The organism is Streptomyces sp. SAI-135, assembly GCF_029893805.1.
GTDB lineage: Bacteria > Actinomycetota > Actinomycetes > Streptomycetales > Streptomycetaceae > Streptomyces.
Genome location: NZ_JARXYP010000002.1, coordinates 8,743,630 through 8,758,673, shown reverse-complemented (window position 1 = coordinate 8,758,673; position 15,044 = coordinate 8,743,630). Strand labels below are relative to the sequence as shown.

Annotated in this window: 14 protein-coding genes; 8 read left to right on the top strand and 6 right to left on the bottom strand. The window is 71.2% G+C overall.

Features of this window, described 5'->3' with window-relative positions:
• Positions 1-297 precede the first annotated feature (297 nt).
• Positions 298-1,605: a condensation domain-containing protein gene (locus M2163_RS44185; RefSeq protein ID WP_280896903.1), complete on the top strand. Its 1,308-nt coding sequence runs from the start codon at positions 298-300 to the stop codon at positions 1,603-1,605.
• Between the two features lie 63 nt (positions 1,606-1,668).
• Entirely contained in the window at positions 1,669-2,187 is a 519-nt protein-coding gene (locus tag M2163_RS44180) for a sigma-70 family RNA polymerase sigma factor (protein ID WP_280847217.1), read from the top strand.
• A gap of 100 nt (positions 2,188-2,287) precedes the next feature.
• On the opposite strand, the gene M2163_RS44175 is transcribed toward M2163_RS44180, so the two are convergent.
• Positions 2,288-2,968 carry a PAS domain-containing protein gene (locus M2163_RS44175; RefSeq protein ID WP_280896902.1) on the bottom strand — a complete coding sequence of 227 codons (681 nt, stop codon included), beginning with the start codon at positions 2,966-2,968 and terminating at the stop codon, positions 2,288-2,290.
• Positions 2,969-3,656: 688 nt separating this feature from the next.
• Here M2163_RS44175 and M2163_RS44170 point away from each other — a divergent pair.
• Positions 3,657-4,922, top strand: coding sequence for a helix-turn-helix domain-containing protein (locus M2163_RS44170; RefSeq protein WP_280896901.1), 1,266 nt, complete (start codon positions 3,657-3,659; stop codon positions 4,920-4,922).
• A gap of 135 nt (positions 4,923-5,057) precedes the next feature.
• Positions 5,058-5,333 (top strand): DUF3253 domain-containing protein, encoded by a 276-nt coding sequence (locus M2163_RS44165; protein WP_280847221.1) that lies wholly within the window; start codon positions 5,058-5,060, stop codon positions 5,331-5,333.
• 80 nt (positions 5,334-5,413) lie between these two features.
• Here the strand turns inward: M2163_RS44165 and M2163_RS44160 are convergent, their stop codons facing one another.
• The gene (locus M2163_RS44160; RefSeq protein ID WP_280896900.1) at positions 5,414-6,553 is read right to left on the bottom strand and encodes a PucR family transcriptional regulator; all 1,140 of its coding nucleotides are present in this window, start codon (positions 6,551-6,553) and stop codon (positions 5,414-5,416) included.
• Between the two features lie 130 nt (positions 6,554-6,683).
• Here M2163_RS44160 and M2163_RS44155 point away from each other — a divergent pair, with 130 nt between their 5' ends.
• The 4 genes from M2163_RS44155 to M2163_RS44140 all read left to right on the top strand — a co-directional run bounded on the left by M2163_RS44155 (position 6,684) and on the right by M2163_RS44140 (position 11,801).
• The gene (locus tag M2163_RS44155) at positions 6,684-7,694 is read left to right on the top strand and encodes a ferredoxin reductase (RefSeq protein ID WP_280897419.1); all 1,011 of its coding nucleotides are present in this window, start codon (positions 6,684-6,686) and stop codon (positions 7,692-7,694) included.
• Positions 7,695-7,701: 7 nt separating this feature from the next.
• Positions 7,702-8,823: an acyl-CoA desaturase gene (locus M2163_RS44150; protein WP_280847223.1), complete on the top strand. Its 1,122-nt coding sequence runs from the start codon at positions 7,702-7,704 to the stop codon at positions 8,821-8,823.
• 153 nt (positions 8,824-8,976) lie between these two features.
• On the top strand, positions 8,977-10,578 hold the full coding sequence (locus tag M2163_RS44145) for a LuxR family transcriptional regulator (protein ID WP_280847224.1): 1,602 nt from the start codon (positions 8,977-8,979) through the stop codon (positions 10,576-10,578).
• Positions 10,579-10,868: 290 nt separating this feature from the next.
• Positions 10,869-11,801 carry a dienelactone hydrolase family protein gene (locus M2163_RS44140; protein WP_280847225.1) on the top strand — a complete coding sequence of 311 codons (933 nt, stop codon included), beginning with the start codon at positions 10,869-10,871 and terminating at the stop codon, positions 11,799-11,801.
• 109 nt (positions 11,802-11,910) lie between these two features.
• Here M2163_RS44140 and M2163_RS44135 read toward each other — a convergent pair whose 3' ends face one another.
• The 4 genes from M2163_RS44135 to M2163_RS44120 all read right to left on the bottom strand — a co-directional run bounded on the left by M2163_RS44135 (position 11,911) and on the right by M2163_RS44120 (position 14,869).
• Positions 11,911-12,591, bottom strand: a complete 681-nt coding sequence (locus M2163_RS44135) for a hypothetical protein (protein WP_280847226.1) — start codon at positions 12,589-12,591, stop codon at positions 11,911-11,913.
• 213 nt (positions 12,592-12,804) lie between these two features.
• Positions 12,805-14,046 (bottom strand): SpoIIE family protein phosphatase, encoded by a 1,242-nt coding sequence (locus M2163_RS44130; protein WP_280847227.1) that lies wholly within the window; start codon positions 14,044-14,046, stop codon positions 12,805-12,807.
• Positions 14,047-14,204: 158 nt separating this feature from the next.
• Complete coding sequence (locus M2163_RS44125) at positions 14,205-14,717, bottom strand: hypothetical protein (protein WP_280847228.1); 513 nt, start codon at positions 14,715-14,717, stop codon at positions 14,205-14,207.
• 14 nt (positions 14,718-14,731) lie between these two features.
• Positions 14,732-14,869 (bottom strand): hypothetical protein, encoded by a 138-nt coding sequence (locus M2163_RS44120; RefSeq protein ID WP_280847229.1) that lies wholly within the window; start codon positions 14,867-14,869, stop codon positions 14,732-14,734.
• Positions 14,870-15,044 lie beyond the last annotated feature (175 nt).

Here is a 15,044-nt window from a genome sequence, read left to right as displayed (position 1 = left end):
TCACGTACGGCACAGCACGTTGAGGCACCGGCACAGGGCGGGTCAAGGCGAACCGGCCCGGCGGCCGGCGATTCAGGGATTTCCCTGAAATCCACCGGGTGAGGGAGTGCGGGCCACTGCTCAACTTCTAGGGAAATCACGCGACTTCCCCGCTCAGGGGCCTCTGGGCTGGATTCCGCCGCGCCGCGCCGTGCACCCTCGAAAAGCCCCCGGACCTCCCCCGCGGACCACCGCGGCGGCAGACCTGTCCCGGGGCCGTGGACTTCCGGAACGAACGACGGAAAGAAGGCTGACGGCATGCACCGTGCGCTGTGTCCGGTCGAGACGCTCTACGTGGGCCAGAGAAGCAGGGCCGTGCTGTCCTGCACCCTGCGCGGACCGGTGGACGTCGCGGCACTGTCGGCCGCGTTCGACGCCACGACCGAGGCGAACCCGCCCCTGCGCTCCCGCATCGAACAGGACGGGGCGGGCCACGTGTTGCGCGTCCTCGACGCCGACGAGCGGCCCCGGCTTATCACCAGGACCGGCGAGGAGGACGAGGCCTACGCGGCGGAGCTGAACAGGCCGCTGTCGCTCGGAGGGCCGCTCAGCCGTGCCGTCCTGGTCAGCGCTCCGGACGGGGAAAGCCACCTGTTCGTGCTCGTGGTCGACCACACCATCACCGACGGCCACAGCAGCATCGCGCTGCACAACGCCCTGTGGGACCGCTACCGGCGGTTGGTCGAGGGGGGTACCGGCGAGAGCGCCGAGCCGGAGGGCCCACGCTGGCCGGAGCCGGTGAGCCGGCTGCTGCCTGCCGTCGACGACGCCGACACGGCGAAGTACCTGGACGGCCGCCTCGAGGAGATACGGCGCCACCCGGTCGAACTGGTCCCCTACGACGCCGTCCCCGGCGACGGGGCCGACGCGGGCGGACACATCGAGGTCCGCAGACTGACCCTGGACGCGGACCTCACCTCACGGCTGCGCCGGACGGCGCGCGCCTCGGGCGTCTCGGTGCACGCGCTGATCTCCGCGACCCTTCTGGTGACGGCGCGACGGCGGCTGCCGGGGGACGAGGGAGCCCGCACGCTCGGCTGCCTCTCCCCCGTCGACCTGCGCTCGCGGCTGGACCCGCCGCTGCCGGCCTCCGCCCTGGTCCCCGCGGTCACCACGCATCTGCAGACCCTTCAGGTGTCCGCGACCTCCCAGCCGCTGGAGGTGGCCCGTGCCGTGCACGCCCGCCTCAGCGACTTCCTCTCCCGCGGCGACCACGTGCACGAGATGCGCATCACGCCGGAGATCCCCCGCACCCCCGCCCTGCAACTGGCCACGGTGATCGCCACCAACATGGGCGTGGTCCCGGGCCCGCGCCTGCCCGCCGGGCTGCGGGCCGTGGACGTACGGCTGGTGCCGGGCCGCGAGCAGTACTTCCCGCAGGCCGGCCGCAGCCCCGTCATGGCCTGTGTCGTCTCCTTCGAGGGCCGGCTCAGCATCGAGTTCCCGCACTCCACCGCCTGCTACAGCCCGGACTTCATGAGGGCGTTCCGCGACGACGTACGCGCCGGACTCCTGGCCTTCACACAGGCGGCCGAGCCCGGTCACGTGCTGGCCACCACCGGCTGAGTACGACCGCACGTTCGCCCTTTCCGCCCCCTCCCGACCGGCCGTAAGGAACCTCAGTCCGTCATGACGAACGTCAGCGAACTCCCCTCCCCCCTCACGCTGCTCCCCCGAGCCCAGGCGGGCGACGAGCATGCGATGAACCACCTGCTGACCGCCATCACGCCCTACGTCGCGCGTATCTGCCGGTCCATCACCCACGACGACGGCGCCGACGCCACGCAGGAGGCGCTGCTCGCCGTCTACCGAGGCCTGGGGTCCCTGCGCGAACCGGCGGCGTTCTACGGCTGGGTGCGCGCCGTGTCGGTCCGGGAGGCTGTCCGCACCGCCAAGCGCTACGGCGCGGAGAGCTGTTGCTCCGAGGTGGAGGCGCAGCAGGAGGCCAACCCCATGGACGTGGTGTACATCAGTGACGTGCTGGAACGCCTGTCGCAGGCGCACCGGCAGATCCTCACGCTGCGGGCCTACGGGCTCAACGAGGAGGAGATGGCCGAGGTGCTCGCCCTGCCCGTGGGCACCGTCCGTTCCCGTCTCTTCCGCGCCCGCCGCCGATTCCAGGAAGCCTGGCAGCCCTCGGCGGCGTGAGCCCGGCCCGGCACCTGCGGGGGCGGGGCCGATACGGCGGCGGCCGTGGCGGTGCTTCCGCCACGGCCGCCGTACGGGGCCCGGCAGGCCCGTTGCGCCACTACCGCACGCGCTCCGGGAGGACACGCGGGGGCCACTGCCCCGCGGCGAACATCCCGAGGGCGTGCGCCCGCGCCACGAGAGCGGGCCGGTTGGGCGCGTCGAAACGCCGCAGCATCTGCCCGACGCGGTACTCGATGCCCTGGCGGCTCAGATACAGACGGGAGGCCAACTGCACCGTGGACTCACCACGCGCCACACCCTCCAGCACCTGCGCGTCGAGGGCGCTGAGCACGGGCCCGCCGGTGACCGCTTCGGCCGTCCGGCGCAGGAGGACGACGACACCGACCATCTCGCCCGAGGGCTGTCTGACGGCGATGGCGGTGATATCGGCGGGGAAATTCCGGCCGTCGCCGTCCCGGCCCGTCACCCTTTGCTTGAATCTCCGACTACGACCCGCGGAAAGCGCGGTGAATTGTTCCCGCAATTGGCCCGGTACCGGGGAACAGAGCAGTTCGAGGAGGCCGCGTCCGCAGATGTCGTCGGCGCTCAGGCCGAATTGGCGGGCGAATTCGGGTTCCGCGGCCGTGACCGTGAGGTCCCGCGGGGAGAGATGGGCCGTACAGGCGGCCGCCGGGGTGACGTGATCCTGCGCGGCGAGGAGGTCTCGGCGGGCGGGGGCAGCTGTGGCCGCGGTCTTCTTCTTGCTGGGCGAGGCGTCGGGGAAACTCGTGGTCGCCACGGACGTACCGTCCTTCTTCCTGCACGTGGGGGGCTGGGAAGGGTGTCGCGGACGCGGAGCGGACCGATGCGCTGTGCCTGGGTGTCGACGAGCGCCCGGAGACGGCACGCGCCACCTCGTCGGTGGCCGGGGCCGGAGTTCCGCGTCGTTCCCGGCCGACGGCGGGTGCCGGAACCGGGATCGGGTCAGGTGAGCGGAGGGTTCGGTGCCGGGGCGACCGTCATCCGGATCTGCTGGGCAACGTTGTCACGGCTGCTGTTCCAGCCCGAGGTACGGTCCCGTCGACGGGCCGCCCGAGGGCCGGGCGGACGACACGTAAGTCCTGCCGTGACGAGAAGCTCGTTCGGGCAGTGGGGAACACGAAAACCTCCACGAGACGAAGAGGGGATCGTTGGGGGAAACCGCCTTCGAGATTAAAGGGAGACAACCCCTGAGACAAGAGTTTGCCAGGTGACCTCGGCAACGCGTCAACTCTTGTGCGATCGGGCCGAATTCGGGCCCCGAGAACCCCCGTCTCCCACAATCCCGGCGGCCCGGACGTCGACCACCCGGAATGCGCTTTCCCCCCGCGCCAAACCGCTTGTCGCCCCTTGCCGCGCTCCCTGGAGTGCCGGCAACTCACGTGCCCGATCGGGCAAACGGAACCACGGATGCCGTACCGACCGGGCCATCGAACCCGAGGAGGGAGATGTTCGACCAGCCGCAGTTCGGCCGCCGGCTGAAAAGACTCCGGACCGCGCGCGGCCTGAGCCAGGCCGACGTCGTCGGCGACGGCATGTCGACGGGACACCTGTCACGCCTGGAGTCCGGCGACCGCCGCCCCACCGAGCGCACCGTGGCCTACCTGGCCCGCCGGCTCGGCGTCGACGCTTCGGCGTTGACCGGCCCTCCGGACGGCAGATCCCTGAGCGCAGTACTGGCCGCCGCGGCCTCGGCACCGCCCGGGACGGACAGCACCGCGGCGCTCGGCCGCGCGGTCGAGCAGGACTCCGGCGAGGACCCCGCCGCCCGCTGGCAGGCCCTGTGGCTGCTCAGCCAAGCCGCCGACCGCGACGGCGACTACCAGCTGGAGCGCACGCGACTGCGGGAACTCCTGGCACTGAGCCGCTCGTTGGACGCCCCGGACCTCCACACCCGCTCTCTCGTCCGCTACGCGCGCTGCACCCGGGCCGTCGGCGACATGCACACGGCGGAATCGACTGCGGCCGAGGCGCTCTCCGTCGCCCGCACCGCGCAGTTGAGCGTGCCCGACACGCTGGCCGCCCTGCTGGAGCTGATCAACACGGAGACGGAGCTCGGCCGGTGGGAGGCGGCTTCGCAGCACGTCGACGAGCTGGAACGCGATCTGTTGCCCCGGGCCTCCGCCGTGCAGGCGGCCGAGGCCCTGTGGACGGCCGCCGTGGTCAGCAGCCGCAAGGGCGACGACGAGGCCGCCGTCGACCGGCTGACCACAGCCCTGGGCCTGGTCAGGGGCGGGCAGCAGGACCTGACCTTCTGGGCCCGGCTGCGGACCGCCGCCGGGGCTGCGGCCCTGCAGATGTCACCGCCCCGGGTGGCCGCCGCGAAGGAGTGGCTGACAGAGGCCGCCTCCGTCCTCGATCTGACCGGCACGCCTGCGCAGCTCCAGGAACTGCGCGCCCTCCAGGCCCATCTCGCCTTCGCACAGGGCCGGTTCGAGGACGCCGCCCTGCTGAGCCGGGCCGTGTTGTCCGAGGAGGACCTGCGGCTCCCCTACCGGGACCGGGTACGGCTGTCGGTTCTCGACGGCCGGCTGGCGATCCACGCGGGCCGGGTCGAGGAGGGTGTCACCGCGCTCCAGCAGCTCGCACGACAGGCCACGCAGTCCCGGCACGTCGATCTCGCCGCCCATGTGTGGCAGGTGCTGGCCACCACCCTGGCCGCCGGCATCCATCCCTCCGGGACGGCACCGTGCCCTGCGCCGAGTGAGCACTGACGCGCGAGCCGGGGGGACGACGAGTTCGCGGGCGTACGGATGAGCACGCAGCCTCCGGAAGATCGCGCGGAGCGGACCCGGTGAGGGCGACGACTCGTCCTGCCGCCGCACACGCCCTCCCGCACACTGGATCGTATGGACGAGACGGACCGGCAGCTCGGTCAACGGCTGGAGAAGGCCATCATGAGCCTGCTGGAGCGCCGTGCCGGCACCGCGTCGATCTGCCCCTCCGACGCGGCGCGCGAAGTGTACGAAGGCGACGACGACGGCTGGCGGGCCCTGATGGAACCGGCCCGCCGCGCGGCATGGCGTCTGGTGAACGACGGCGCGGTCGAGGTGACGCAGGGCGGCCGGCCCGTGACGGAGCCGGAGACGCGCGGCCCCGTACGCATTCGGCGCGCACGCCGATAGCGGCGGCCGGGCACCTCCTGCGCCCGGTCGGTCGCCCTCGCGGTTCACCGGGCGAGGTCTGCCGGCGTTCACCGCATGCGTCACCTGCCCCGAAGACCGACCGCCAGCGTCAGTTCGAGGACCCGGTGCGGTGATGCGAGATCGGGGAACAGCTCCCGTACCTGCGACATCCGGTACCGGACGGTCTGGGGATGGACGAACAGCGCCGCCGCCACCTCGTCCCGCCTGCCCTGGTGCAGCAGCCACGCCCGCAACGTCTCCTCCAGCCGCCGCGCGGTCGCCTCGGGCAGGGCCCGCAAGGGTGCGAGGGCGCGGGCACGCAGGTCTGCGAAAGCGTCCATGTCGGCGCTCAGCACCAGCTCGGACAGGTGCTCCTCGGTGTCGCGAATGTCGGAGGAGAGGGAGCGCGCGCGTACGGCTCGCGCATACGAGGCGGACACCCGCGTCCACGGCCGGGCCGGGCCGACCACGGCGGTGCGGTCGGTCAGCTGTCGCAGGAGATGTGACCGGTCGGCATCGGGGACGAGCAGCACACCGGTGGCGTCCGGCTGATCGTCCAGGACGAGGGTGCTCGGGTCGAGCGCCCGGTAGGCCGGCCGGGCCTGGGCGGCGGGCAGCAGGACCGCGGTCAGCGAGACGGGAGGCTGCCACCCGGCCCGCTGAGCGGAGACGAGCAGGACGTCCGGGCTCGCACCGGCGAGCAGGTCACGGGCCAGCTGTTCCAGGTGGCGCTCCTGGGCCCGGCCCTGGGCGGCCAGTTCGTCGGCATGGCCCGCCGCGCTCGCCGCGGAGAGCTCGTCGATGTAGGCGAACGTCAGCTCGGCGAACTTGGCGACCTCGGCGGCGGGCAGCCCCGCGGGGACGGCACCGGCTGCCAGGCATCGCCAGGCCACGCGGGCGCCGACACGGTAGGCGCTGAGCAGGGCGTCCATCGAACGGCCGTCGCGTACCTCGCCCCGTCCCAGTTCGTAGGCCGCGTCACCGGCGTCGCCGCCCGTGGCCTTCCCGCTCGCGAGGTCCAGGTAGTGCCCCAGGGCGGTGCGGACGGCTCGGCGGATGGTGCCGCCCATGCTGCCCGACAGGGCGTTGGCGTACGGAGGGACCTCGTCGATGATCGCCTGGACGACCTCGTCGGCGGTGGTCCTCAGCGCGGCCCGCAGTGCGGTGACCGTCCTCTCGTCCAGCGCCAGTTCGCTGGCCCTTTGGACTGCATGGCTCATATTTGTTCCCTGCGAACAATCTAGACGACCAGATTCACATCCTGCGGTCAGGACTTTACGCGCAGAAGCGCAGCAAGCTGGAGTCATGACGAGTGCAGCCCTCCGCAGCAGGGCGTGGAAACTACTGGAGATGGTCACGACGCCGTTGCTGCCGTCGGATTACCTCGACCTGGTCAGCCCGCTGCGCGCGGGCGCTGACCTGCGCGGGCGCATCGAGGCCGTGCGCCCCGAGACGGGCGACGCCGCGACCATCGTGATCAGGCCGGGACGCGGCTGGCGCGGCCACACGGCCGGCCAGTACGTGCGGATCGGGGTCGACGTCGACGGGGTGCGCCTGTGGCGCGCCTACTCCCTCACCTCACCGACACACCGCCAGGACGGCCGCGTCACGATCACCGTGAAGGCGATTCCCGACGGCAAGGTCAGCAACCACCTGGTCCGCAGAGCGAAACCGGGCACCCTCATCCAGCTCGACCAGCCGACCGGTGACTTCGTGCTGCCCGAGGCCAAGCCCGCCAAGGTGCTCTACCTGACGGCGGGCAGCGGCATCACGCCCGTGATGGGCATGCTCCGCGACACCGAGTTCGACGACGTCGTCATGGTCCACAGCGCGCCGCGGCCGCAGGACGTGATCTTCCGCAGCGAACTGCACGGCCTGGTCGCGCAGAAGAGGCTGCGGCTCACCGAGGTGCACACCGACACGGACGGCGTGCTCGACATCGCCCGTCTCGACGAGCTCGTGCCCGACTGGGCCGAGCGCGAGACCTGGGCGTGCGGGCCCACGGGCCTGCTCGACGCCGCCGAGAAGCACTGGAGCGAGCACGGCGTCCCGGAACGCCTGCACACCGAACGCTTCCGCCCCTGCATCGTCGTCGCCGGCGACGGCGGGGAGGTCACGTTCAGCGCCACCGGCAAGACCGTCGACGCGAACGGCGCCACGCCGTTGCTGGACGTCGGCGAGGAGGCCGGCGTGCTCATGCCCTCCGGGTGCCGTATGGGCATCTGCTTCGGCTGCGTCTCGCCGCTCAAGGCGGGCGCCGTCCGTGACCTGCGTACCGGCGAGATCACCGAGGCCGAGCCGGGCGTCCTCATCCAGACCTGCGTGTCCGCCGCGGCGGGCCCCTGTGACATCGAACGGTAGGAACAGTTTGACCGCCATCGACCCCACCGCCCATCTGACCGCAGAGCAGATCGAGGAGCTCGGCCGCGAGCTGGACGCGATCCGCGACGAAGTGATCGCCAGTCGCGGGGAGAAGGACGCCGCCTACATCCGCAAGGTGATCGCCGCGCAGCGCAAGCTCGAACTGGTCAGCAGGGGCGTGCTGCTGTTCTCGATGTTCCCGCCCGCGTGGGTGATCGGCACCGCCGGACTGTCCGTGGCGAAGATCATGGACAACATGGAGATCGGCCACAACATCCTGCACGGCCAGTGGGACTGGATGCGGGACCCGAAGATCCACTCCACCACCTGGGAGTGGGACCACGTCTCGCCGGCCGACCAGTGGAAGCACTCGCACAACGAGCTGCACCACACGTACACCAACGTGATCGGCAAGGACAACGACCTCGGCTACGGCATCATGCGCGTCGACGAGGACCAGAAGTGGCACCCCTTCCACCTCGGCCAGCCGCTGTGGAACTTCATCAACGCCTGCTTCTTCGAGTACGGCATCGCGGCCTACGACCTGGAGCTCGGCAAGAACCTGAACAAGCGCCGCCGCAAGAACCCGGAGTTCCGCGCGCGGGCCAAGGAGGTGGGCCGCAAGATCCGCAAGCAGGTGCTCAAGGACTACGTGATCCACCCGCTGCTGTCGGGCCCGTCGTTCCTCCCCACGCTCGCCGCCACGTTCACCGCGAACCTGGTCCGCAACCTGTGGTCCCACTCGGTGATCATGTGCGGGCACTTCCCCGAGGGCGTCCAGGTCTTCGAGCGCCGGTCGATCAAGGGCGAGACGCGCGGCCAGTGGTACCTGCGCCAGATGATGGGCTCGGCCAACATCAGCGGCAGCAAGGCCATGCACTTCATGACCGGCAACCTGTCCCACCAGATCGAGCACCACCTGTTCCCGGACCTGCCGAGCAACCGGTACGCCGAGGTCGCGGTGAAGGTGCGCGCGCTGTTCGAGAAGTACGAGCTCGAGTACGTCACCGGACCGCTGCCCAAGCAGGTGTTCTCGGCGTGGCGCAAGGTCTTCCGGCTCTCCCTGCCGAACAAGAAGAAGCCCACGGTCCAGACACCGGTCCGCGAGCAGGAGCTCATCGCGGCCTGATCCCGGTAGGGCGGTTGCGGACACCGGACGACGGACCGCCTCACCACGAAACGTTGCGCCGACGGTCGACGGGCGCGTCGTTGTTGGACATTCTTTCAACAACGACGTCCCCGGCAACGCCAGGGACAGCTGCATCCCGGGGTGGTGACCGTTGTGAACGACGAGACCCGCGGCGCCTTCGCCGCCCGTACCGTCGGCCTTGCCGGCCTCGACGCACCGGAGGCCGGCGCCCTTGCGCCCACGGCGTCGGACGCGTCCGACGCCGCGTCCCGCCGCGCCCTGGCACACGGTCGGCGACTTCTGCGCGACGGCCCCGTGGGGGATGCCTGCTCGGCGCTGCTCCGTGCCGCCGCCGGACTGCGTGAGTCAGACCCCGTCACGGCCCGCCGCGGCCTGCTGGCAGCGGCGTCAGCGGCCTGGTCGGCCGGCGACCACGACACCTACCGGCGTGTCTTCGCGGTCGGCCCCTGTCGCCTGTGCGGCGCCGCGGACGCGGCCACACCGTGCGCCCGGGAGTGCCCCGAGGCAGCGTGGAGGGACCACCGGATCGGGATGAGCGCGGTGGCACAGGGCGACCTGCAAAGGGCCGCCACCGTCCTGGAACCCCGGTTGCTCCGGGTCACGCCCCGGGCGGAGACCGAGGAGCTCTGCGACGCCGGAAGCGTGGCTCTCCTGCTGGGCCGGCTCCCCCTCGCGCGTCGGCTCCTGAGCCTCGCCCTGGCGTCCGCGCGCTCGTCGGGAGCCGAGACCGAGGTTCCGGGCATCATCGCGCACCTGGCCTGCGCCGAACTGCGCGAAGGCCGCCACCCCCAGGCCCGCGCCCACGCGGAGGAAGGGCTGGTGCTCGCGCGCCGACTCGGGCAGTGCAACGTCGCCGCCGACCTGTCGGCCGTACGCGCGCTCGTGGTGTCCATCGCGGGTGACCTGCCCACGGTCCGCGACCAGGTCGCGCAGGTCCTGGCCGTCGCTCAGCCGCACGGGCTGGCTCAGGCCGCGTTCCTCGCCGAGTGGGCCCAGGCGCGCGCGGAACTGGGGGCGGGCAAGGCCGAGCAGGCGGCCGCCCGGCTGGCCCCGCTGGTCCAACCCGGTGCCCGGCAGGGCCATTTCGGGCTGTGGTTCCTGGCCGTACCGTGCTTCGTCGAGGCCTGCGTCCTGTCCGACCGGGCCCTCGACGCACCGGAGATGGTCGACCTGTTCGCCGTCTGGGCGGATCTCGGCGCCGACCCGCAGGCACCGGCGCAGCTGGCGCGGTGCCGGGCCCTCCTCGCTCCCGCGGACCGCAGCGAGGAGCTCTACCGTGCCGCGCTCGCCCACCACGAGAAGGCGTCGGGGCCGTACGAACACGCGCGCACCCATCTGGCCTACGGCATGTGGCTGCGGCGTCAGCGGCGGCCGACCGAGGCACGGACCCAGTTGCGGGCCGCGCTCATGGGCTTCGAACACTGTGGCGCGGCGCTGTGGGCCAAGCGCGCCGGCGCGGAACTGCGGGCGGCCGGCGAGACGAACGGGACCGCGGACGCCGGGCTGTTGTCCTCACTCACACCGCAGCAGGCGCGTATAGCGCAGGATGTGGCGCGCGGCGCGACGAACAAGGAGATCGCCGCGGAGCTGTCCATCAGCATCCGGACCGTCGAGTACCACCTGCGCAACGTCTTCGCGCAGCTGGGCGTCCGGTCGCGCACCGGTCTCGCACATCTGCTGGCGAACGTCGCCGACGACCACGACCGGGGCGGGGACCTGCCGGAACCGGGCTGAGGGCCGTAACGGACCGTACCTCGCCGCACGCCCGTCGACTGCGCGGCAGTTGACGGGCGTGCACCGCTGTGACCGGCGCTCCCCCAGGTGCGAGCTGGTGCGCGTGGGCGCTCCTGGCACGACTGGTCCTGGCACGACTGGTGATTCCACTGATGACTGACTTTTGGTCAGCTCCTACGTTGTTGACCGCCGGATGACTCGTGTCACGTCCACGGGCCCGACGCCGCCTCTCCCCCGGCGGTCTCCGTCAGGCCCGCAGGCGCCGGAACCCTCACCTTCAAGGAGCCGTGATGAGCGACACCCCACAGACGTCCTGCCCCACGCGCACTCCGCACCGCCACCGGCGCCGCCGCTTCGGGCGCCTCGGCTCCGGCCTCGCCACGGCCGCAGCGCTCATCGGCCTGCTGACCTCGCTGACCGGCGGAGCCGAGGCGGCCGACAACCCGTACGAGCGGGGCCCGGCCCCCACCACGGCGAGCATCGAGGCCAATCGGGGCCCCTACGCGGTGTCCCAGACCAGCGTGTCGCGACTCGCGGTGAGCGGGTTCGGCGGCGGCACCATCTACTACCCGACGAGCACCGCCGACGGGACGTTCGGGGCGATAGCGGTGTCACCCGGGTTCACCGCCTACCAGTCCTCGATCGCCTGGCTCGGGCCGCGGCTCGCCTCCCAGGGCTTCGTCGTCTTCACCATCGACACACTGACCACCTCCGACCAACCGGACAGCCGCGGAAAGCAGCTGCTGGCCGCACTGGACTACCTGGTGCAGAGCAGCACGGTCCGCAGCCGCATCGACGCCGGACGCCTCGGAGTGATGGGCCACTCCATGGGCGGCGGCGGCACCCTCGAAGCGGCCAAGTCCCGCCCGTCGCTCCAGGCCGCCATCCCGCTGACCGGCTGGAACCTCGACAAGACCTGGCCGGAGATCACGACTCCCACCCTGGTCGTCGGCGCCGACGGCGACACCATCGCGCCCGTGGCCACGCACTCCCAGCCGTTCTACACGACCCTGCCGTCCTCCACCGACCGCGCCTACATCGAGCTGCGGGGCGCCACCCACTTCACGCCGAACTCGAACAACACGACGATCGCGAAGTACAGCATTTCCTGGCTGAAGCGGTTCATCGACAACGACACCCGCTACGAGCAGTTCCTCTGCCCGCTCCCGGCCGTCAGTCTCACGATCGCCGAGTCCCGGGGCAACTGCCCGCACACCTCCTGACCGTCGGCCCCGGCCCGCCTGCCGGGGCCGACACCCGCCACAAGTTGCCGCCGTACGGTCACTCCCGACCGTACGGCGGCGAGAGCGCTGTCGTGGGTGCACGGTGCTGTCAGGGAGTGAAGACCTCGTCGAGGCGGTCGATGGCGCCGTCGGCACCCAGGTGGTAGGTGAAGACGAGCCCCGAGTTCGGGTGCGCCTCCAGCCAGTCGAGGAACTCCTGCACGCCGATGGGCTGGTTCTCGGTGCTCTCCACGATGGGATTGGTCACGGTGACGTAGGCGGCCTGGTCCATCGGGATGAAGGTCTCCTTGCCGACCGTCTCGAAGGGCGCGCCGTCGGAGTCGGGCGTCCCGCAGCCCCAGTTGCCGTGCTTGACGATCAGGCTGAGGAACCCTCCTTCGGGGGTGTAGCGGTAGACCGCGACCTCGTCAGGGGAGATCGGCATCTTGTGGTCACAGCCGTCGTCGTCGGCGCCACCGGCACTCGACGCCGTGGGAAGGGGGGACTTGGACGCGACCGGAACCGCTCCGGGGGTCTTGCCGACGCTGCTCGAAACCGCGGACGCCGTGGCGCCCGGCTTCTTGTCCACCGCACCGGTGGCCGTCGCCTCGCCGCCGGTGCCTCCCGCCTTCGTCGCGCTCGCGTCGGCGCCCGAACCCGCCGCGTCACCGGAGCCGTCGCCCTCGCCGCTGCATCCGGTGAGGACCAACGCCCCCGCCACGCAGGCTCCCAGCACGGCCGTCCGCACGACGCCCGGTCTGCGCCGGCTCTTCCTCGACGTCACGTTCATGATGTCCCCCCTGTTGTCCCAGTTGTCGGTGTGCCTCGACGGCTCGTCGCAGAGGACGACTTTCGGCCGCCGCCAGTTGCACTCCCACGTGACTTGTTCACGCATCACCGGTGGTGCAACGGACATCGGCGTATCCCCCGCATGCCGCCTTGGCGTCTGGCCTTGGCCTGTTTTCGCCCGCTGACCATAGCGTGCTTCGACAGTCCGCCACGGTCAGAGTCGGATGACGACGAGGGCGATGTCGTCAGCGAGGGCGGCGGTGACGTTGAGGCGGGCCAGCAGTGCGTCGGCCAGCTCGTCGGGGGCGAGGGTGCGGTCCTGGGCGAGCGCTGTGCTCAGACGGGTCAGGCCGGCGTCGATGTCCTCGTCGCGGCGTTCGATGAGGCCGTCGGTGTAGAGCACGAGAGTGTCCCCCCGGCGGTAGGACAGGCCGGCTTGGGGGCGGGGGACGTGGTGCTCGCGGGCGCCGAGCGGTGGATCGGTGGCCTTGTCCAGCCACTCGCAGGTCCCGTCGGAATGGAGCAGGATCGGCGGTGGGTGGCCGGCGTTGCTGTAGATGATCAGTCTGGTGCGGAGGTCGATGAGTACCTGGACCGCGGTGGCGGCCATGGCGCCGTCCAGGGAGCGGGCGTACAGGCCGAGGGCTTCCACGGCCTGAGCGGGGCTGGGGATGGCGCGCATGGCCGCGCTCAGGGCGCTGCGGAGCATCCCCATGGTGGCTGCCGCGCGCAGGCCGTGGCCGACGACGTCTCCGACCGCGGCGGCGTAGCGGTCGGGTGGCAGGTCGACGACGTCGTACCAGTCACCGCACACGTTCAGTGACGTGGTCGCCGGCAGGTAGCGCACGGCGATGTCGTGGTTGTGCCGGTCCAGGTCCGGGACGGAGAGCATGGCTTCCTGCAGGGTGATGGCGACCTGCTGTTCGCGGGCGTGGGCCTGGCGCAGTTCCTGGTTCAGCCGGTGCAACTCGAGGGCCCGCACGTACAGCTCCGCTGCCATGCCCTTCTCCCGCTCGGTGAACTCCTCGACGAGCTCGCGGGCCCGGCGTGAGTGGACGAAGGCGGTGACGTCTTCGGCCTGCTGGACGATCCACTTCACCTGGCCGTCGGGCCCCGGAATCGGGGTGTGGATCGCGGACCACCAGCGCTCATCGAACCCCCCTGGCTGGTCGGCAGCGGGAACGTCGTAGCGCTGCAGCACCAGTGTTTCCGCTTTCCCGGTGGTCAGGACCCGCAGCAGTGACGCCTTGAGGTTGTGTGCTGCGTCTTCGGCGGGGGCGGAGGGGTTTTCCGGCAGGGCGTCGAAGAAGTTCTTCCCGACCAACTCGGGCCGGGTCAGCGCGGTGCTCCGCAGGAACGCCGGATTGACGTAGTGGATGACCAGGTCCGTGTCCAGCACCAGGTACGGGCTTGGGGTGGCGTCGAAGAACGCTGTGAAATGGATGTCCGCTGTCATCACGCGCCCTACGGGTTCCGCGAGGGCGATTGCCTGTACTTCCAATCTAGGTGCGGTACGGCTCTGCGTGCGATTCGGCGTTCGGGAGTGATCGTTCTGCCGGTCCACGTCAGGCGTCTCGCGGACCTGGTCCCCGCGTTCCTGCACGAGCAGGCTTCTTACGGGTGTACCGGCCGGGTGGCCGGTTCCCGAGCGCTTCTGTGCAGCAGCACGATCAATGCCACGGCGACGGCGAGGCTCGCGGCGAACCCGCCGAACAACCGCGACCGCTCCGCGGGCGCCACGATGTCGATGTCGTAGAGGTGATAGGCCAGGTGAACGGCCTGTGCCGACGTCCAGGCCGTCAGAGCGTGGGCGAGATGGCGCCTGCGCAGCAGCAGGGCGCCGAGCACCAGGGCCACGGCCAGGACGAGATACGTGGTCGACACCAGATGGGCGTTCTCGAAGAAGGGCACGTGCGAGCGGGCCATGCCCGTGCCCATCGCGCTGCCGGCGTGCAGCCAGCCACGCGCGCCCTCGATCCACAGCACCCCGAGCGTGGCGGCACCGAACCTCCCGACCCAGGCCTCCATACGGCGCGGGTCCGGCGGCGTCTCGACGGACGACCGTTCCTCGTCCCGGACCGCATGAATCTCACCCGCGGCGGGCCCGGACTCCTCCGACGGTGACATGAAGGCCCGCACCCTCACAGGACGAGGCAGCACATCGACGCTCCGACCCCCGTGACCACCAGAGCGGCCAGGGCGAGCAGCACCAGGACGGGGAAGCGGTGAGCCGACAGCCACGCGACGGTCTTGAGAGCTTGGGCCTGAGCCATTTCCATGCGCCTTCCGTCCCTTCGGGGTGAGCAGCCGCCCACACCATAGGTGCGCCCCCCAGCGCCAGCCATCCTTTCGATGTGGTTCGAAACGTCCGCCGGACGGCGCGCGCTCCGCTCACCCCCGGGTCCGCATCGGTCCGACGTCAAGCGGGCTGAACCCCCTGGCCGGTTCCTGTAC